Raw genomic sequence first — 17,477 nt, 5'->3', positions numbered from 1 at the left:
GCACCCGCCGTGCCAGCACAGATGGCGCGAAGCCGGCACCGGGCTGTCACCAGAGGTAAACCGCCCGCGTCGGCCACAGGCGGCCGGCCTCGGGCTGTGCGGACTTCCACACACCCGCCCCGCCAGGTGCGTCACGGCCTCGATACGCGGGGTTTCCCGGCGCATTGACCGGGGGCGGTGCATGCCCCAAGATGCGTCGCGAAGGCGGCCGCAGGGGCCGCCCTTTTTCTTGAACAATGGTTTGAATCCGAAGCGCTCGCGGCTTGCACGCCGTGCCGTCCCGCTGCTCGGCGGGCTGCTGATGCTGGGCCTGGTGGCGCTGGCCGCCACCCTCGCCTATGCCTGGGGCGAGCGGCGCGAGTTCGCGCGGCTCGACGACGCGGCCGCGCACCAGCTCGACCTCTACGCCGCGGTGCTCGACATCGAGCTCGGCAAGCAAGCCGACCTGCCCTGGCTGATCGATGCCGACGGCGAGATCGAGACGCTGCTGCGCACGCCCGAGCCGAGCACGATCCGCGGCGCCGTCAACCGCCGGCTGACGCGCTTCGCGACGCGCTCGGGCGCGCTGTGGGCCAGCGTCATCGACGGCCGCGGCCGCGTCGTCGCCAGCAGCGACTGGTACCGCCCCGATTCCCAGCTCGACCACATCGCCGCCAGCGAACCCTGCGTCGCCGAGGCGCTGGCCGGCCAGGATGCGCGCCGCTTCGCGACCGACCCCACCAGCGGCGCGCCCGAGGTCTGCCTGGCGCGGCCGCTGGTGCGCGACGGCAAGCCGATCGGCGCGCTGCTGGTGCGCATCAGCCTGGAGCCGATCGAGGTCACCTGGGTCGACGCCGCGTTCCGCGCCGAGAGCGAGAAGCCGCTGGTCGTCGATGCGCACGGCATGGTGATCATGTCGTCGGTGCCGGCCTGGAAGTACCGGCCGCTCGGTTCGCTGACGGTGCCCTCGCGCATGCTGCCGGGCGGCGTGCAGCTGGTGCGCCTGCAGAGCCCGGCGGCGCAGGGCACCGGCCTGCACGTGCTGCACGAGCGGCCGCTGGCGCGCTTCGGCTGGCGACTGCTGATCCTGTCCAGCGCCGCCAGCGTGCAGCGCGACGCGCGCACCGCCGCCTGGGGCGCCGGCACGCTGGTCACCTGCATCGCGCTGCTGCTGCTGCTGGTGGTGCAGCGGCGCCGCGTCGTCGCGCAGAAGCTCGCCACGCGCGCCGCGCTGCAGCGCGCCAACGACGAGCTCGAGCTGAAGGTGCGCCAGCGCACCGCCGAGCTCGAGACCTCGAACCGCGACCTGCGCCACGAGGTGCTCGAGCGCCAGCATGCCGAGCAGGTGCTGCGCCAGGCGCAGGAGGACCTGGTGCAGTCCGGCAAGCTGGCGCTGCTGGGGCAGCTGTCAGCCGGCATCTCGCATGAGCTCGGCCAGCCATTGACGGCACTGCGCGCGCTGGCGGCCAACGGCCGGCTGCTGCTCGATCGTGGCCGCGGCGACCAGGTGCGCGAGAACCTGGCGTCGATCGCCGCGCTGGTCGAGCGCATGGGGCGCATCACCTCGCAGCTGAAGGCCTTCACCCGCAAGTCGCCGTCGTCGGTGCGGCCGCTGCCGATGAACGAGGCGGTGGCCAATGCCTGCCAGCTGCTGGCCACGCGGCTGCAGGACGAAGGCATCGAGCTGCGCATCGAGCTGCCCGAGCCGCTGGACGTGCAGTGCGACGGCTACCGGCTGGAGCAGGTGCTGGTCAACCTGATGGGCAACGCGGCCGACGCGCTGCGCGGCTGCAGCGACAAGTTGCTGACGGTGCAGGCCGAGGTCATCGACGGCCGCGCCCGCGTGCGCGTGATCGACAGCGGCGCGGGCATCCCGGCAGCCTTCAGCGATCGCCTCTTCGAGCCCTTCTTCACGACCAAGCCGCCGGGCGAAGGCCTCGGCCTCGGCCTGGTGATCTCATCGCATATCGTGCGCGAATTCGGCGGCGTGCTGCGCTCGGTGCCGGCGGCCTCGGGCGCGGTGTTCGAGTTCGATGTCGCGTTGGCGGCCGATGCGTCCGCAACAGCGGCCGCCCCAACGGAGGAAAAGCATGTTTGACGGCTTCAGCGTCGTGCTGGTGGAGGACGATCCTCCCGTGCGCCACAGCCTGGCGCAGACGCTGGAGCTGGCCGGCTTCGCGGTGGCCGCCCACGGCTCGGCGGAGGAAGCGCTGGCGACGCTGTCACCCGGCTTCCTCGGCGTGCTGATCACCGACGTGCGGCTGCCGCGCATGGACGGCATCACGCTGCTGACGCAGGCGCTGCGCATCGAGCCCGCGCTGCCGGTGATCCTGATCACAGCGCACGGGGATGTCGGCATGGCGGTGCAGGCGATGCGCGCCGGGGCCTACGACTTCATCGAGAAGCCGTTCGCGCCGGAGCGGCTGGTGGATGTCGTCACCCGCGCATTGGACAAGCGGTCGTTGAGTGTCGAGGTGCAATCGCTGCGCCAGGAGCTGGCGGGCCGGCGCGGCGTGGAGGCGATGCTGCTCGGCCGATCAACGGCCATGCAGACCCTGCAGCGCGAAGTCCAGGCACTGGCCGCGACCTCGGCCGACGTGATGATCATCGGCGAGACCGGCACCGGCAAGGAGCTGGTGGCGCGCTGCCTGCACGAGCACAGCACGCGGCGCGCGCGGAACTTCGTGGCCATCAACTGCGGCGGCCTGCCCGAGACGCTGCTGGAGAGCGAGCTCTTCGGCCACGAGGCCGGCGCGTTCACCAGCGCACAGAAGCGGCGCGTCGGCAAGATCGAGCATGCCGACGGCGGCACGCTGCTGCTCGACGAGATCGAGAGCATGCCGCTCACTTTCCAGGTTAAGTTGCTGCGTGTGCTGCAGGAGCGCCGACTCGAGCGCCTGGGCTCGAACGACGAGCTGTCGGTCGACATCCGCGTGATTGCCGCGACCAAAGCCGACCTGAAGGCCATGAGCGACCAGCACAAGTTCCGCGGCGATCTGTACTACCGCCTCAACGTCGCGGTGCTCGAGCTGCCGCCGCTGCGCGAGCGGCGCGAGGACATCCCGCTGCTGTTCGACCACTTCGTGATGCAGGCGGCCGCACGCCACGGGCGCGAGCCGCCGGCCGGCAGCGGCGCGCTGAACCGCCGGCTGATGGCGCACGACTGGCCGGGCAACGTGCGCGAATTGCGCAATGCCGCCGAACGCTTCGTGCTCGGCCTCGGCCGCGACAGCCTGCCCGCCGCCGGCGCGCCGGACAAGCTGGCGCTGGCCGAGCAGATGGACCAGGTGGAAAAGGCACTGATCGAACAGTCGCTCAAGGCCCACCGCGGCGTCATCAGCGCCACCTGCGAAGCGCTGGGCATTGCGCGCAAGACGCTGTACGACAAATTGGCGCGGCATGGCATCGTTGCAGATGAGTTCCGGGGTGGGCCGGCAGGGGAATGACGGCTGGCATACTGACCGCTCGTTCCAGCACAGGAGCGCCGCAATGGGTGCACTCGACGAACTGCCACTGCCGGTCAAGCGTCACCAGTTGTCGACCTCGAAGCCGGCCTCGTCCGCTTCTACCGGCGCCCGAAGGACGGCAACTGGCTTGACGCCTCGACCACCGCCACTCCCGGCATCACCCCGATCGAAGCCCTGCCCGGCCTGACGATCGACCTGAGCGGCATCCTCGGCTGACCTGCAACTCAGCGTCGAATCTCGGCGCCTGAGTACCGAGCCAGCGCGCCGCTTGCTCCTATCGTTCAGCCCGACGACGGCGTGATGCCGTCGTCGCACAACGAGCTTAGGAGACAACGATGAGAGACATGGACGCCACCGGCGTCAGGCCGCCGCCTTGGCCGCGTCCTTTGCGAGCTATGAGCCGCTGAGCCACCGCCGCCCGGCCGCGGGCGGCACTTCCCCCACCCCCGACTGACCCGCCCCACCGCCCGCGCATTCGCAAGGCGGTCACGCCGCCGCATGGCTGCGGCGCGGGCGCATGACCCGTTCCGAACCCGAAGGAGACTCCGATGCATCCCACCCGCTTCGTCCTGGCCTGCGTGCTCGCTGCCGCCGGTGCCACCGCTGCCCAGGCGCAATCCAACGCCACGCTGTACGGCCGCGTCGACCTGGGCTACCGCCACGATTCCGGCGGCGTGCGGCAGCAGATCGCCAACAACTCGATGAACGCGGTCGGTTTCCGCGGCGTCGAAGAATTGGGCGACGGCCTGCAGGCCTTCTTCCAGATCGAGCACCGCTTCGATGCCGACACCGGCCTGCCGCGCACGCCGTTCTGGGACGAAATCTCGATCGTCGGCCTGCGGGGTGCGTACGGCGAGCTGCGCCTGGGCCGCCAGGGCGGGCCCTTCGGCGTCGCGCCGGACCAGGATGCGTTCGGCGGCGACACCGTGGCCGGCGCCGGCGAGCGCAAGGCCGGCGCCGATGACAAGTACAACAACAGCGTCGTCTACTGGACGCCGGCGGCGGGCGGCTTCAGCGCCGCGGTCGGCGTCTCGGCCGGCGAAGGCCTGCAGCGCCGCGGCGCGAGCGCAGTGCTGCGCTATGCGCAGGGCCCGCTGCTGGCGATGGTCTCGTACGCCGACCGCAGCAACCGCGACCATGCCTGGGCCGCCGGCGGCATCCATGACTTCGGCGCCGCGAAGCTGATCCTCGCCGCCGCGCACAACGATGGCGACGCCAGCGGCAAGGAGCGCACCACGTTCGACCTCGGCACCATCGTGCCGCTGGGCCGCGGCTCGCTGCGCGCGAAGCTCAACCACGACGACAACGACGGCGTGAAGACGCGCAACTTCGGGCTTGGCTATTGGCACGACCTGAGCGCGCGCACGCTGCTCTACAGCGACATCGGCCTGCAGAAGACCGACGGGCTCGAGCGCGTGCGGCGTTTCGACTTCGGCATTCGGCATAACTTCTGAGGTCAGCATGCGTGCCCTCCTCGCCGCGGCGCTGCTCGCCGCCGCGACCCTCGCCCACGCCGCCACCGAGCTGGTGATCGCCACGGTCGACAACGGCCCGATGATCGAGATGCAGCGCCTGGCGCGGCATTTCGAACAGGCGAATCCGGACATCCGGCTGAAGTGGGTCACGCTCGACGAAGGCACGCTGCGCAAGCGCGTCAGCGAGGACATCGCGCAGCGCGGCGGCGCCTTCGACATCATGACGATCGGCCTCTACGAGACGCCGATCTGGGGCCGGCGCGGCTGGCTGCGGCCACTCGATCCGCAGGCCGCCTACGACGCCGCCGACCTGGTGCCCTTCATCCGCGAAGGCCTGTCGATCGACGGCCGCCTCTACGCGGCGCCCTTCTACGGCGAAAGCTCGATGCTGATGTTCCGGCGCGACCTGCTGGCCGCCGCCGGGCTGGACATGCCGAACCGGCCGAGCTGGGAGCACGTGCGTCGCGTCGCCGAGCGGCTGCACGACCCGGCGCGCGGCGTCTACGGCATCTGCCTGCGCGGCCGCCCGGGCTGGGGTGACAACATGGCGCTGGTGACGACGATGGTCAACAGCTTCGGCGGCCAGTGGTTCGACATGGCCTGGCAACCCCGGCTGGACACCGAGCCGTGGCGCCGCGCCATCGCGCTGTACGTCGAGCTGCTGCGGCGCTTCGGTCCGCCGCAGCCCGAGAGCTTGAGCTTCAACGAATTGCAGGCGCTGTTCGGCGCCGGCCGCTGCGCGCTGTGGCTGGACGCGACGATCGGCGCCGCGGTGATCACTGACCCGTCGCGCAGCAGCGTCGCGCGCCATGTCGGCTTCGCGCAGGCGCCCAGCGGGGTCACCGCGCGCGGCGCAAACTGGCTCTGGGCCTGGTCGCTGGCGATTCCCGCCGGCACGCGCCATCCCGAGGCGGCGCGGCGCTTCGTGCTGTGGGCCACCTCGAAGGACTACATCGCGCTGGTGGCGCGCGAAGCGGGCTGGGCCCGCGTGCCCACCGGCACGCGCCAATCGACCTATGCCAACCTCGATTTCCTGGCCACCGCGCGCGCCGCCGCGGCCGAGCTGCAGGCGCTGCACTCGGCCGACCTGAAACTGCCGACCTTGCCGCCCTCGCCGTACACCGGCATCCAGTTCGTCGCGATCCCCGAGTTCCCGGCGATCGGCGACGCGGTGGGCACCCTGGTCGCCGAGGCGCTGGCCGGCCGCCGCCGCCTCGACGCGGCACTGGCCGTGGCGCAGCAGGCCACGCAGCGCGCGATGACGGGCCGTAACGCTAACACCTCAAAGACGCGGTGATCGATACGCATTCGCGCCGCGACGGGAAAACCCGGGACGACTGGTGCAAACGCGTATGCAAGCCCGAACGCCGGATATCGGATCGGCGCGCCGGGCAACCTATCGTTACAGCACAGTCGTCGTAGAAGTATTTGCCATGCGTCAGCGCCAACCCGAGCTCGAAGTCAGCGTGCATCGCAGCCCGCTGCTGGGCTACGAGCCGCCGCCGATGCGCGGTGCCTGCCTGCACTACCTGGAGCACGGCTACCCGTCGCCGCTGGTGCGCTGGCACTGCCACGACGAGTACGAGCTGCACCTGATCGAGGCCACCTCGGGCCGCATGTTCGTCGGCAACCACATCGGCCACTTCGAGCCCGGCCAGCTGGTGCTGACCGGCCCGCGGCTGCCGCACAACTGGATCTCCACCGACTGCCCGCCCGACGGCGTAGCGGTGCGCGACCGCGTGATCCAGTTCGCGCATGCGCCGATCGCCCACGCCGCTCGCCAGCTGCCGGAGCTGGCCGAGGCGCTGCCGCTGCTCGAGCGCGCGCGCCACGGCCTCGAGTTCCCCGGCTTCGCCGAACGCGCCTCGCTGGCCTTCCAGCGCATCAAGGCCTGCAGCGGGCTGAAGCGCTTCGGCGAGTTCTGTCTGCTGCTGGCCGAGCTGGCGGCCTGCACGCAGGTGCGCGTGCTGTCGTCGGTGCAGCTGCAGATCGGCGACGACGAGGCGGCACAGCGCCGCATCCACGAGCTGATCGCCTACGTCAACGAGCACTGCGCCGAGCCGCTTGCGCTGCCCGCGCTGTGCCGGCGCTTCGCGATGAGCGAGAGCCGCTTCACCCGCCTGTTCCGCCGCGCCACCGGCCACACGCTGACCGATTTCGTCAACCGGCTGCGCATCAACCGCGCGTGCCAGCTGCTGATGGATACGCAGCTCTTCGTCACCGGCATCTGCTATGAGGTCGGCTTCAACAACGTCGCGAACTTCAATCGCCGCTTCCTCGAGATCAAGGGCATGACGCCGACCGAGTTCCGCCGCCGCGCCGAGGCCCGTTTCGGCACGCGTGCTGCCGGGCCGGCCTCCTGAGGCGGTTGCCAGCGAACGAGCTAACGCTGATTCTGCGCGGCCGCGCGGCCGGCGTAGCGATGGTCGGCCTGCTTGCGGAATTCGGTCGGCGTCATGCCCTTGATCTCGAGGAAGCGGCGGTTGAAATTGGCCACGTTGTTGAAACCGACGTCGTAACAGACGTGCGTGACGTAGCGGTCCGACTCCATCAGCAGCTGGCAGGCGCGGTTGATGCGCACGCGGTTGACGAAGTCGGTGAAGGTGTTGCCGGTGGCGCGGCGGAAGAAGCGGCTGAAGCGGCTTTCGCTCATGCCCAGCTCGGCGGCCACCTGCGCCGCGGCGATCGGCTGCGCGACGTTCTCGGCCAGCCGGTTGACGATGGTGTTGATCTGGTCGAGCTGGTTGTCGTCGTTGACCGATTGCATCTGCACCGCGGACAGCAGGCGATAGTCGGTGCAGCGCGCCAGGTCGGCCAGGTAGTCGCAGAAGACCGAGAAGCGGCGCAGGCCGTGCGCGGACTTGATCGCGCGCCAGTGCGCCTCGGCCCGCTCGCCCAGGCCGAAGAACTCGATGCCGTGGCGCGCGCGTTCGAGCAGCGGCAGCACCTCGGCCAGCTCGGGCAGCTCGGCGGCGGCGCGCTCGATCGGCTCGTGCGGGAACTGGATCACGAGATCACGCTCGGGCACGCCGCCTTCGGGCAGGTCGTACGAGATCCAGTTGTGCGGCAGGCGCGGCCCGCACAACACCAGGTGGCCGGGGTAGAAGGGCCCGATCCAGTCGCCGACGAAGGCCTTGCCCGAAGTCGCGACGATCAGATGCAGCTCGTACTCATCATGGCAGTGCCAGCGCGCCAGCGGCGTCGGGAAGCCGTGCGACAGGCAATGCAGGCAGCCGGGCAGCTCCGGCGGCTCATAGCCGAGCGCGGGCGAGCGTGAATACGGGCGCTCCAGCTCGGGGCGACGGCTGCGCGGCAACGGGGTGTCGGTGTGGCGGGACGGCATGGCGGCAAGCTCCACCAGAACTGTTCTTTCGGCTCAGGACCTTAGCGCGATTTCGGCGAGCGTGGCCGCGAACGCCTCGACACGCTCGCGCGCTGCGCGCAAGGCGGCGACCAGGCGCGCATCGCCGGCCAGCGGCCCCCAGAGCAGGCGCTGCGCGGCGAACGCGGCCACCGGGTCGGCGCTGGCGCAGACGGCATGCGCCTCGGCCTCGTCCATCGCCTGGTCCTGGTAGGCATGCGGCAGCGTGCCGCGGTGCCAGCGCTCGAGGTAGGCCAGGAACAGCGCGGGCAGCACCGCGACGCCGGCGATGGGCCGGCCGTGGGCCAGGCGCTCGTGGATCGTCGGCGCGATGAAGCCGGGCAGCTTCGAGAATCCGTCCATCGCGACGCGCTGGTTGGTGTCGACGATCGCCGGGTTGGAGAAGCGCTCGAGCACGGTGTCGCGGTAGGCGGCCAGGTCGATCGGGCTCGGTTGCAGCGCGGGAATCGCGTCGTCGGTGGCGTAGGCGTGCGCGAAGGCGCGGATCTGCGCATCGGCGAGACCTTCGTGGATGAACTGCAAGCCCCGCAGCGTGCCGGCCCAGGCGATGCAGCTGTGCGTCGCGTTCAGCAGTCGCAACTTGGCCTCCTCGTAGGGCTGCACCGACTCCACCATCTGCACGCCGATCTTCTCCCAGGCGGGCCGGCCGGCGATGAAGTCCTCCTCGATGACCCACTGGATGAAGCTCTCGCCCATCAGCGCCGCCGGGTCGTCGCGGCCGGTCGCCTGGCGCACGCGCTCGCGCACCTCGGGCGTCGGCCGCGGCGTGATCCGGTCGACCATGCCGTTCGGGCAGCGCGTGTGCTGCAGCACCCAGGCATGCAGCGGCTGGTTGCCGCGGCGCAGGATGAATTCGAGCAAGCCGCGGCGGAAGCGCCGGCCGTTGTGGCGCAGGTTGTCGCAGTTCAGCAGCGTCAGCGGGCCGGCGTTGGCGTGCAAACGCGCCTCAAGCAGGCGTTCGAGCGCGCCGTAGATCGTCGTCGCGCCGCCCGGCTGCGACGGGTCGGCATCCAGGTCGGCCGCCAGGTCGGCGAAGCGGGTGTCAAGGCGGTCGTGCGCATCGAGGTAGTAACCGGCTTCGGTGACGGTGAACGAGATGATGCGCGTCGCCGGATCAGCCGCCAGCGCGATCAAGCCGGCATGGCCCGGCTGCCACGGCACGACCTGCTCGATTGCGGTGATGCGCTCGTAGCGGCGATCGCCACGCGGCGACACCGTCTCCAGCGTGTAGGCGCCCTGCTGCGCTTCGAGCGCGGCGACGGTCTCGGCCATATCCGGCCGCAGGTTGCCGGCGGCCAGCGTCCAGCGCCGGTCGCCCAGCTGCTGCAGCAGGTGCAGGTAGACGGCCTGGTGCGCGCGGTGGAACGACCCGAGGCCGAGGTGCAGCTGGCGCAGGCGCGGTTCTTCCATCAGTGCACCACAGCGGTCACGGCCCGGCCCTGGGCATCGAAGTGATGCGCGGCGCTGAGATCGATCCCCAGCCCGACCTTGTCGCCGACCTGCACCGCCGTGCGGCACCCAAGCCGCGCGACCAGCTGCGCGCCGCGCTCGGTGGCCACGTGCACCAGCGTCTCCGCGCCCAGCGCCTCGATCAGCTCGACCTGCCCCTGCAGCGTGCCCTGCCCCGGCGCCTGCAGGCTCAGGCTCTCGGGCCGCAGGCCGATCGAGCCGTCGGGCGGCGCTCCCACGCCGGTCAGGCCGGGCAGCCGGTCGGCGGCGACGACATTCATCTGCGGCGTGCCGATGAACTGCGCGACGAAGCGGTTCGCGGGCCGGTCGTACAGCTCCAGCGGCGAGCCGACCTGCTCGATGCGGCCGTCGCGCAGCACGACGACGCGGTCGGCCAAGGTCATCGCCTCGACCTGGTCGTGCGTCACGTAGATCGTCGTCGCGCCGAGGTCGCGGTGCAGCTTGGCGATCTCGACCCGCGTCTGCCCGCGCAGCGCGGCGTCGAGGTTCGACAGCGGCTCGTCGAACAGGAAGACCTTCGGCTGGCGCACGATCGCGCGGCCGATCGCGACGCGCTGGCGCTGGCCGCCGGACAGCTCGCGCGGCGTGCGCTGCAGATAGGCGCCGAGGTTCAGGATCTCGGCGGCGCGCTCGACCTTGCGCTTGATCTCGGCTTCGTTCACCTTGGCCAGCTTCAGCGCGAAGCTCATGTTCTCGTACACGCTCATGTGAGGGTATAGCGCGTAACTCTGGAACACCATTGCCAGGTCGCGTTTGGACGACGGCAGGTCGGTGATGTCGCGGCCGTCGAGCCTGAGCGTGCCGCTGCTGATGATCTCCAGCCCGGCGATCAGCCGCAGCAGCGTCGACTTGCCGCAGCCCGAAGGGCCGACGAAGACGACGAACTCGCCTTTCTGGATCGCGAGGTGAATGCCCTTGATGACCGACACCGGGCCGAAGGCCTTGGCCACGTCGTCGAGTTGCAGGAATGCCATGCTTGTTTGCTCCGGATGCAATTCACTTGACGGCGCCGAAGGTCAGGCCCTGCACCAACTGCTTCTGGCTGAACCAGCCGAAGACAACGATCGGCGCGATCGCCAGCAGCGAGGCCGCGGACAGCTTGGCCCAGAAGAGACCCTCGGGGCTCGAATAACTCGCGATCAACGTGGCCAGCGTGCCGGCCTTGGCCGAGCTCAGGTTCAATGCCCAGAAGGCCTCGTTCCAGCTCAGCACCAGGCACAGCAGACCCGTGGATGCCAGCGCGCCGACCGACAGCGGCAGCAGCACGCGCGAGAACTCCTGCCACAGCGTGGCGCCGTCCATGCGCGCGGCTTCGAGGATCTCGTGCGGGATGTCCTTGAAGCTCGAATACAGCATCCAGACCATGATCGGCAGGTTGGACAGCGTGAAGACGATCACCAGCGCCAGCCGGGTATCGAGCAGCCCGCTCTTTTGCGCCAGCACGTAGATCGGCACCAGCGCGCCGACGGCCGGCATCATCTTGGTCGACAGCATCCACATCAGGATGTCCTTGGTGTGCCGGCTGCGGAAGAAGGCCATCGAATAGGCCGCCGGCACGGCGATCAGCAAGCCGAGCAGCGTCGAGCCGAGGCTGGTGATCAGCGAGTTGCCCGCATACAAGAGGTAGTCGCTGCGCTCCTGCACCTCGTGGAAGTTCTCCAGCGTCGGCGTGAAGACCACCAGCGGCGGCACGGCGATCGCCTGCAGCTCGGTCTTGAAAGCCGTCAACAGCAGCCAGCCGAGCGGGAAGAACAGCAGCAGCGCGACGCTCCAGGCAGCCAGCGTGCGCACGATCAGGCCCCAGGGCCAGCGGCGCCGGCGGCGTGCTGCAGCTTCGGTCCGGGCCATCGGCGCGACGGCCACAGCAGCGGGATGTCTCATGAATCCAGGCTCTTTCCGACGATGCGGATCAGGAAGATCGCCGCGATGTTGGCCAGCACCACCGCGAACAGCGCACCGGCCGACGCCACGCCGGCGTCGAAATTCAGCAGCGCCTGCTTGAAGATCAGGAACGCGACATTGGTGCTCGCGTCGCCCGGCCCGCCGCCGGTGGTGGTGAAGATCTCGGCGAACACGCCGAGCAGGAAGATGACCTCGATCATCACGACCACCGCCACCGGCCGCGCCAGGTGCGGCAGGTACAGGTAGCGCAGTTGCTGGCCGAAGTTCGCGCCATCCATGCGCGCGGCCTCGATCTGCTCGCGGTTCATCGACTGCAGCGCGGTGATCAGGATGAGCGTCGCGAACGGCAGCCACTGCCAGGCGACCATCACGATCACCGAGGCCAGCGGGTAGTCGGTCAGCCAGTCGACCGGCTGCAGGCCGAAGAAGCCCCAGACCTGCGCCAGCACGCCGTAGATCGGGTTCATCATCATGTGCTTCCACAGCAGCGCATTGACCGTGGGCATCACGAAGAAGGGCGCGATCAGCAGCAGCCGCACGATGCCGCGGCCGGGGAACGGCGCATCGACGAGCAGCGCTATTCCCGTGCCGAAGACGATGGTGATCGCGACCACGCTGCCGACCAGCAGCAGCGTATTGACCACCGCGACGCCGAACGACGGGTCGGTGACGAAGTACTCGAAGTTCGCCAGCCCGATGAAGCCGGTCTGCTCCGGCTGCATCAGGTTGTAGCGGATGACGCTGAAGTACAGCGTCATCGCCAGCGGCACGATCATCCACAGGAAGAGCGTCAGCACGGCCGGCGCCATCAGCGCACGCGGCAGCCATCGAGTGGTCTGAAGAAGTCGTTTCATGGACCGGCAGCGGACGGGCTATCAGTTGAAGTAGCCGGCCTTCTTCATCTCGCGCTCGGCCGCGCTCTGCGAGGCCTTCAGCGCCTCGTCGACCGTCGCCTTGCCGGCCAGCGCCGCGCTCATCTGCTGGCCCACCGCGATGCCGATGGCCTGGAACTCCGGAATCGCCGCGAACTGCACGCCGACGTACGGGCTCTTCGGCAAGGTCGAATCGGTGGGATTCGCCGAGAAGATCGCGCGCTGCTCGGCCTCGGCGAATTTGGCCGCCTGGCGGAACTCACGCGAGAGGTAGGTCGTCTTGCGCGTGCCGGTCGGCACCGCGGCCCAGCCGTTGGTCTTCGCCACCAGCTGCACATAGTCCTTCGAGGTCGCCCAGCTGATGAACTTCTGCGCCGCGTCGGTCTTCTGCGAGCCCGCGGGAATCGCCAGCGCCCAGGCCCAGAGCCAGTTCGCGCCCTTGGGCGTGACCATCGTCGGCGCCTGCGCGAAGGCCACCTTGTCGGCCACCTTCGACTGCTTCGCATCGGTGATGAACGACGCGGCGATCGTCGCGTCGACCCACATGCCGCACTTGCCTTCGTTGTACAGCGCGAGGATCTCGTTGAAGCTGTTCGACGACGACCCCGGCGGGCCGTAGTTCTTCAGCAGGTCGACGTAGAAGGTGACGGCTTCCTTCCACGGCTTGGTCTCGAGCTGCGGCTTCCACTGCATGTCGAACCACTGGCCGCCGAAGCTGTTGACCATCGTCGTGATGAAGGCCATGTTGTCGCCCCAGCCGGGCTTGCCGCGCAGGCAGATGCCGTAGAGACCGGCCGACGGGTTGTGGATCTTCGCGGCCAGTTCCTTCACCTGCGTCCAGGTCGGGCGCTCGGGCATCGTGAAGCCGGCCTTGTCGGCCAGGTCCTTGCGGTACATCAGCATCGAGCTCTCGCCATAGAACGGCGCGGCGTAGAGCTTGCCGTTGGCCGACAGGCCCTGGCGCATCGCCGGCAGCAGGTCGTCGATGTCGTAGGCGGCATCGGGCTTGAGCTCGGCGAGCCAACCCTTCTTGCCCCAGATCGGCGTCTCGTACATGCCGATCGTCATCACGTCGAACTGGCCACCCTTGGTGGCGATGTCGGTCGTCACGCGCTGGCGCAGCACGCCTTCTTCCAGCGTCACCCACTTCAGCTTGATGTCCGGATTCGCGGCCTCGAAATGCTTCGAGAGCTTCTGCATCTCGATCATGTGGCCGTTGTTCACGGTGGCCACCACCAGCTCGGTGGCGGCCTGGGCGGCGGTGGCACACAGCAGGCTGCAGGCCAGGGCGATTGCGGTGGGCAGTCTCATCGTCTGTCTCCTTGTCGGGGTCTCGTCCGCGGCACTCGCGGCGAGCACCGATGGACTGAACTCTAGGGGGACAGCGATGCGCGCTCCGATACCGGAACGCCGTCGGTCGGTATCGAATTGCGTCCCCGGCTCGGGGTTTTCATCAGGGTAGCGCGAGAGCGTATCGGCGTCGAAGGCATGCGGACGGCCAGCCTTGAGCCATGCATCGACGTCAGCGCCGTCAAGGCGATCGTCGGTCGGCTGGCCATCGCCATGGCCCGCGAAGCTCCTAAAGTAAGCGGCCCGATCCACGACCCGACATCCCCCGAGGATCCGGCTGCCTGCCCGATCGTCCTCACTGTTGTGGACGGGAGAGTCGTCTGCGGGATAGGCACCGAATGGACCCGATGCTGAGATGCGCGTGCTGAAGCAGCCATCCATCTTGGCTGCGTGCCGGTGAAAGGGGGTCGTATGCTTGCCGCCAGCGAAATTGCGGATTGGTGGGACGAACAACATCGGCAATCCAAGAAGGAGCTCGAACGGTTCGTCGACGACAACCCGAATCTGTTCGGCGTGATGGTCGCCGCCACGGTGGCGACCGCGATGGACCTGGGCGCAGGCACCGTGGATGCGCTTCGCTTCGGCGAGGGCGCGGCCGAGGGTGGCGTTGCCGGGTTTGGCAAGGACGCGCTTCGCCTGATCGCACTCGCCGGTCCGCTGGGCAGGGGAGCGAAGCTGGTGCAGACGGCGGGCAATGCAGGCCTGGCTCGGCTGATTGTCGACATTGGTGGCCGCAATTGCGGCTGGATCTCCGGTACCCAGGCCTTGCGACAGACCGGTACGCGTGCCTTCGCGGCGGTCGAGGACCTGGCGCGGGCCCTGGGCAAGCCGATCTCCGAGCTTGGCGGGTCGCATCTCGCCGAGCGCGTGACGCTCTTTCGGGGTCTGGGGGCACGCATCTCGGCGTTGCGTCCGGTCAAGACGCTGCAGGACATCGCCGGGATGACCAGGAACGACGGCGCGGTCACCATGTTCAACATCTTCGGCAAGCGAATGGGCAAGAAGGGGCTGGAGAGTGTTGGGCATGCCGTCTATGCCTACCGGGACTGGCTCGGCCGGCTGCGCATCCTCGATCGTGGCGGCCGCGCCGGCAAGCACGGCGAGGTCTTCGAATCCCTGGGTGATCTGGCGCGCAAGTACGGGCTGCAGGGAGAATGGGCCCTGAAGGAGGCGGCCGTCATGGAGAACCTCTTCGCGAAGTACGTCGGCGCCGTCAGCGCGCCGGTATTCGCGATCGATGTCTACGCGCTTGCGGGCGTCAACAAGATCGAGCGCGAAACCGTGGCCCAGGCCTTCGAGGTGTCGAAGACCATCCAGCGCCAGGGCAAGAAAGCCGTCGAACAGGGCGGCACCTACCATGTCGTGGCGGCGGGTGACTGGCTGTCAAAACTCGCCCAGCGCTACTATCAGAGCATCCACAAGTGGCCGGTGATCTATGAGGCCAATCGGGACGTGATCGGATCCAACCCGAATCTCATCAAGCCAAGCCAGCGCCTCCTGATTCCGAAGCTGCCCGCGGTGTCCGGCATCAAGTGATAGCGGCGGCTGATTCGCGGATCATGCCAAGCCAGAAACTCGTCACCGTCGACGATCGCTTGTTCACGCTCGGCCTGACCGAGCTGTTTCGCGGTGAGATGAAGCACCACGAGACAGAGAAGCTGCTGCCCCTGGCGATATCGGCCTGCCGCGAGCTGGCGATCGACCCATCGAACGCTCCCATCGAAGGCTATTACGACGAGACGCCGGAGTTGCGCGACTTCTTTCGCCGCGTGCGCGCGCTGCAGGACACTCAGGCGAACGTGTCGTTGACGCCGGCCGCAGCGCAGGCGTTGGAACGGCTGAGCGCCACGCTGAACTCGCCTGCACTGGGCCGCGTGATGGACGATGGCCACCTTCTCGCGCGCAACTCGCACGCCCTTGGCGAGGCGCTTCGCATGAGCTTGCGCTGGGAAATTGACGAGCTCGTCCTGAAGGCCCGGTCATTGGTGCGGGAGGACGATCGCGATCTGGTGGCGGTTGCCGCCACCACCGGCGATGCGCTCTGCCTGCTGGTGGCGCGCGAGAGCCTCGCGCTGTCGTCCGATCTGGAATGGGCAGAGCAGGACGACGAATCCGACTACCGATGGGCGGTGTCCGAGGCGGTGGCCGCGGTGGCGATGCGGTTTGTCGACGCATTGCGGCACAGCACCGGAATCGCCTTGCCCAGCCCCGAGCGCAGCAGCGCGCCGTGCTTCGGGCGCGCGGGCAGGGAAGTCGACCTGGCAGGTCGCTGCATCCTGCTCGGGCAACGCGGCGGAGCGGGTGACGTTTACTACCACTGGTATGTCGATGTCGCCGGACCTGCCCCTGTGGTCAGGGATTTCTGGTCTGCCTCTGTCTGGACGACCGAAGCTGTCCGGTGCTTGCCACCTGGCAGCCGGCCCGGCCCCGAGACGTCGCCCCCGCTGGCCGCACCCGCCGTACCACCGGGCCGAGGGGCGTCCGGTGCGTTTCAGCGGGCATCGGGCTGGATCCAGCGTTTGTGGCCTGGTGGGAAGGGGCGATAGGGCGCGCAGCCGTAGGCACTGAAGTCGCGCGGCAGCCGCCGCGGCCATCTCGTCCAGCGCCAGGGCCGAAAAGCTGCGGGAGGGCTAGCGGTAGTGCGCCGGATCGCCCGAATCGGTCGGCTTGTCGACCACCCGCCGCATCGCCGGATGCATCGGCAGCGCGAGGTTGATGCCGCCGGGGATCTGCGACTGGAACCAGCGCCGGTACAGCCGGTGGATCTCGCCGCTCTTGAAGAGGCCGACGATGGTGTCGTCGACCAGGCGCTTGAACTCGGGATCGTCGCGGTTCAGCATGATCCCGTAGGGCTCGACCGACAGCGCCTCGTCGGAAACCATGTAGTCGTCGGGCTTGCGCGCGGCGGCGATGGTGCCGCGCAGCAGCACGTCGTCCATCGCGTAGGCGGCGGCGCGGCCGGTCTCGACGAGGCGGAAGGCCTCGGCATCGTCCTTCGCAGCGATGATGCGCATGGCGATGCCGCGCTCGTCGGCCAGTTCCTGCAGGTAGCGCAGGCTGGTGGTGCCGACCGTCGACGTGACCGCCTTGCCGCGCAGGTCGTCGATGCGCGCCACCGGCTGCGTCTTCTTCGACAGCAGCTTGCTCGCGGCGACGAAGGTCGTGACGCTGAAGGCCACCTTGCGCTGGCGCTCGATGTTGTTGGTCGTCACGCCGCACTCGAGGTCGACGCTGCCGTTGGAGACCAGCGGGATGCGAGTGGCCGAGCTGACCGGCACGTAGCGGCTCTCGAGCTCGCGCAGCCCCAGCCGCGCCTTGACGGCCTGCACGACGTGATCGCAGATGGCCATCGAGTAGCCGACCGGGCGTTGCTGCTCGTCGAGGTACGAAAACGGCACCGACGCTTCGCGGTAGCCGATCGAGATCACGCCGACCTCGCGGATCTTGCGCAGCGTGAAGGAATCGGCCGGGGCGTCGGCAGCGGCCAACGGGCCGGCCCAGAGTGCGCACCCGGCCACTGCGGTCAGCGCGAGCACACGCCGCCGCAGGGCGGCAGCAGTCGCACGAAACGGGGCGGCGG

Annotated in this window: 14 protein-coding genes; 7 read left to right on the top strand and 7 right to left on the bottom strand. The window is 69.0% G+C overall.

What is annotated here, in order from left to right; translation table 11 throughout:
- Positions 1-241 precede the first annotated feature (241 nt).
- The 5 genes from HLB44_RS24880 to HLB44_RS24860 all read left to right on the top strand — a co-directional run bounded on the left by HLB44_RS24880 (position 242) and on the right by HLB44_RS24860 (position 7,284).
- Complete coding sequence (locus HLB44_RS24880; protein WP_173128873.1) at positions 242-2,077, top strand: sensor histidine kinase; 1,836 nt, start codon at positions 242-244, stop codon at positions 2,075-2,077.
- Positions 2,070-3,425, top strand: a complete 1,356-nt coding sequence (locus HLB44_RS24875; protein WP_173128870.1) for a sigma-54-dependent transcriptional regulator — start codon at positions 2,070-2,072, stop codon at positions 3,423-3,425. Before HLB44_RS24880 ends, HLB44_RS24875 begins: the two co-directional genes overlap by 8 nt.
- Before the next feature lie 569 nt (positions 3,426-3,994).
- Positions 3,995-4,900 carry a porin gene (locus HLB44_RS24870; RefSeq protein WP_173128868.1) on the top strand — a complete coding sequence of 302 codons (906 nt, stop codon included), beginning with the start codon at positions 3,995-3,997 and terminating at the stop codon, positions 4,898-4,900.
- Positions 4,901-4,907: 7 nt separating this feature from the next.
- Positions 4,908-6,218, top strand: a complete 1,311-nt coding sequence (locus tag HLB44_RS24865) for an ABC transporter substrate-binding protein (RefSeq protein WP_173128865.1) — start codon at positions 4,908-4,910, stop codon at positions 6,216-6,218.
- 136 nt (positions 6,219-6,354) lie between these two features.
- On the top strand, positions 6,355-7,284 hold the full coding sequence (locus HLB44_RS24860) for a helix-turn-helix domain-containing protein (protein WP_173128862.1): 930 nt from the start codon (positions 6,355-6,357) through the stop codon (positions 7,282-7,284).
- Positions 7,285-7,304: 20 nt separating this feature from the next.
- Here HLB44_RS24860 and HLB44_RS24855 read toward each other — a convergent pair whose 3' ends face one another.
- The 6 genes from HLB44_RS24855 to HLB44_RS24830 are packed head-to-tail and all read right to left on the bottom strand — an operon-like array spanning position 7,305 to position 13,858.
- The gene (locus HLB44_RS24855; RefSeq protein ID WP_173128859.1) at positions 7,305-8,264 is read right to left on the bottom strand and encodes an AraC family transcriptional regulator; all 960 of its coding nucleotides are present in this window, start codon (positions 8,262-8,264) and stop codon (positions 7,305-7,307) included.
- 33 nt (positions 8,265-8,297) lie between these two features.
- Complete coding sequence (gene dalD / locus HLB44_RS24850) at positions 8,298-9,713, bottom strand: D-arabinitol 4-dehydrogenase (RefSeq protein ID WP_173128856.1); 1,416 nt, start codon at positions 9,711-9,713, stop codon at positions 8,298-8,300.
- Positions 9,713-10,747: an ABC transporter ATP-binding protein gene (locus HLB44_RS24845; protein ID WP_173128853.1), complete on the bottom strand. Its 1,035-nt coding sequence runs from the start codon at positions 10,745-10,747 to the stop codon at positions 9,713-9,715. Before HLB44_RS24845 ends, dalD begins: the two co-directional genes overlap by 1 nt.
- 22 nt (positions 10,748-10,769) lie before the next feature.
- Positions 10,770-11,621, bottom strand: coding sequence for a carbohydrate ABC transporter permease (locus tag HLB44_RS24840; RefSeq protein ID WP_173128850.1), 852 nt, complete (start codon positions 11,619-11,621; stop codon positions 10,770-10,772).
- 29 nt (positions 11,622-11,650) lie between these two features.
- Complete coding sequence (locus HLB44_RS24835) at positions 11,651-12,529, bottom strand: carbohydrate ABC transporter permease (protein ID WP_173128847.1); 879 nt, start codon at positions 12,527-12,529, stop codon at positions 11,651-11,653.
- Positions 12,530-12,550: 21 nt separating this feature from the next.
- Entirely contained in the window at positions 12,551-13,858 is a 1,308-nt protein-coding gene (locus HLB44_RS24830; RefSeq protein ID WP_173128844.1) for an ABC transporter substrate-binding protein, read from the bottom strand.
- 450 nt (positions 13,859-14,308) lie between these two features.
- Between HLB44_RS24830 and HLB44_RS24825 the strand changes: the two genes are divergently transcribed.
- Positions 14,309-15,433 carry a LysM peptidoglycan-binding domain-containing protein gene (locus HLB44_RS24825; protein ID WP_173128840.1) on the top strand — a complete coding sequence of 375 codons (1,125 nt, stop codon included), beginning with the start codon at positions 14,309-14,311 and terminating at the stop codon, positions 15,431-15,433.
- A gap of 23 nt (positions 15,434-15,456) precedes the next feature.
- On the top strand, positions 15,457-16,443 hold the full coding sequence (locus HLB44_RS24820; protein WP_173128837.1) for a hypothetical protein: 987 nt from the start codon (positions 15,457-15,459) through the stop codon (positions 16,441-16,443).
- A gap of 84 nt (positions 16,444-16,527) precedes the next feature.
- Here the strand turns inward: HLB44_RS24820 and HLB44_RS24815 are convergent, their stop codons facing one another.
- Positions 16,528-17,445: an amino acid ABC transporter substrate-binding protein gene (locus HLB44_RS24815; RefSeq protein WP_425500860.1), complete on the bottom strand. Its 918-nt coding sequence runs from the start codon at positions 17,443-17,445 to the stop codon at positions 16,528-16,530.
- Positions 17,446-17,477 lie beyond the last annotated feature (32 nt).

Origin of the sequence: Pseudaquabacterium terrae, assembly GCF_013266755.1 — a bacterium.
Classification (GTDB): domain Bacteria; phylum Pseudomonadota; class Gammaproteobacteria; order Burkholderiales; family Burkholderiaceae_C; genus Pseudaquabacterium; species Pseudaquabacterium terrae.
The sequence above is the reverse complement of the archived record's forward strand: the minus strand, read 5'-3'. Positions and strand labels throughout refer to the sequence as shown.

Bases quoted from the DNA above. Each gene is read 5' to 3' on its own strand.
- HLB44_RS24840 (WP_173128850.1), bottom strand. From the start codon at position 11,621: ATGGCCCGGACCGAAGCTGCAGCACGCCGCCGGCGCCGCTGGCCCTGG.
- HLB44_RS24820 (WP_173128837.1), top strand. From the start codon at position 15,457: ATGCCAAGCCAGAAACTCGTCACCGTCGACGATCGCTTGTTCACGCTC.
- HLB44_RS24860 (WP_173128862.1), top strand. From the start codon at position 6,355: ATGCGTCAGCGCCAACCCGAGCTCGAAGTCAGCGTGCATCGCAGCCCG.
- HLB44_RS24875 (WP_173128870.1), top strand. From the start codon at position 2,070: ATGTTTGACGGCTTCAGCGTCGTGCTGGTGGAGGACGATCCTCCCGTG.
- HLB44_RS24870 (WP_173128868.1), top strand. From the start codon at position 3,995: ATGCATCCCACCCGCTTCGTCCTGGCCTGCGTGCTCGCTGCCGCCGGT.
- HLB44_RS24855 (WP_173128859.1), bottom strand. From the start codon at position 8,264: ATGCCGTCCCGCCACACCGACACCCCGTTGCCGCGCAGCCGTCGCCCC.
- HLB44_RS24865 (WP_173128865.1), top strand. From the start codon at position 4,908: ATGCGTGCCCTCCTCGCCGCGGCGCTGCTCGCCGCCGCGACCCTCGCC.
- HLB44_RS24830 (WP_173128844.1), bottom strand. From the start codon at position 13,858: ATGAGACTGCCCACCGCAATCGCCCTGGCCTGCAGCCTGCTGTGTGCC.
- HLB44_RS24845 (WP_173128853.1), bottom strand. From the start codon at position 10,747: ATGGCATTCCTGCAACTCGACGACGTGGCCAAGGCCTTCGGCCCGGTG.
- HLB44_RS24835 (WP_173128847.1), bottom strand. From the start codon at position 12,529: ATGAAACGACTTCTTCAGACCACTCGATGGCTGCCGCGTGCGCTGATG.
- HLB44_RS24825 (WP_173128840.1), top strand. From the start codon at position 14,309: ATGCTTGCCGCCAGCGAAATTGCGGATTGGTGGGACGAACAACATCGG.
- dalD (WP_173128856.1), bottom strand. From the start codon at position 9,713: ATGGAAGAACCGCGCCTGCGCCAGCTGCACCTCGGCCTCGGGTCGTTC.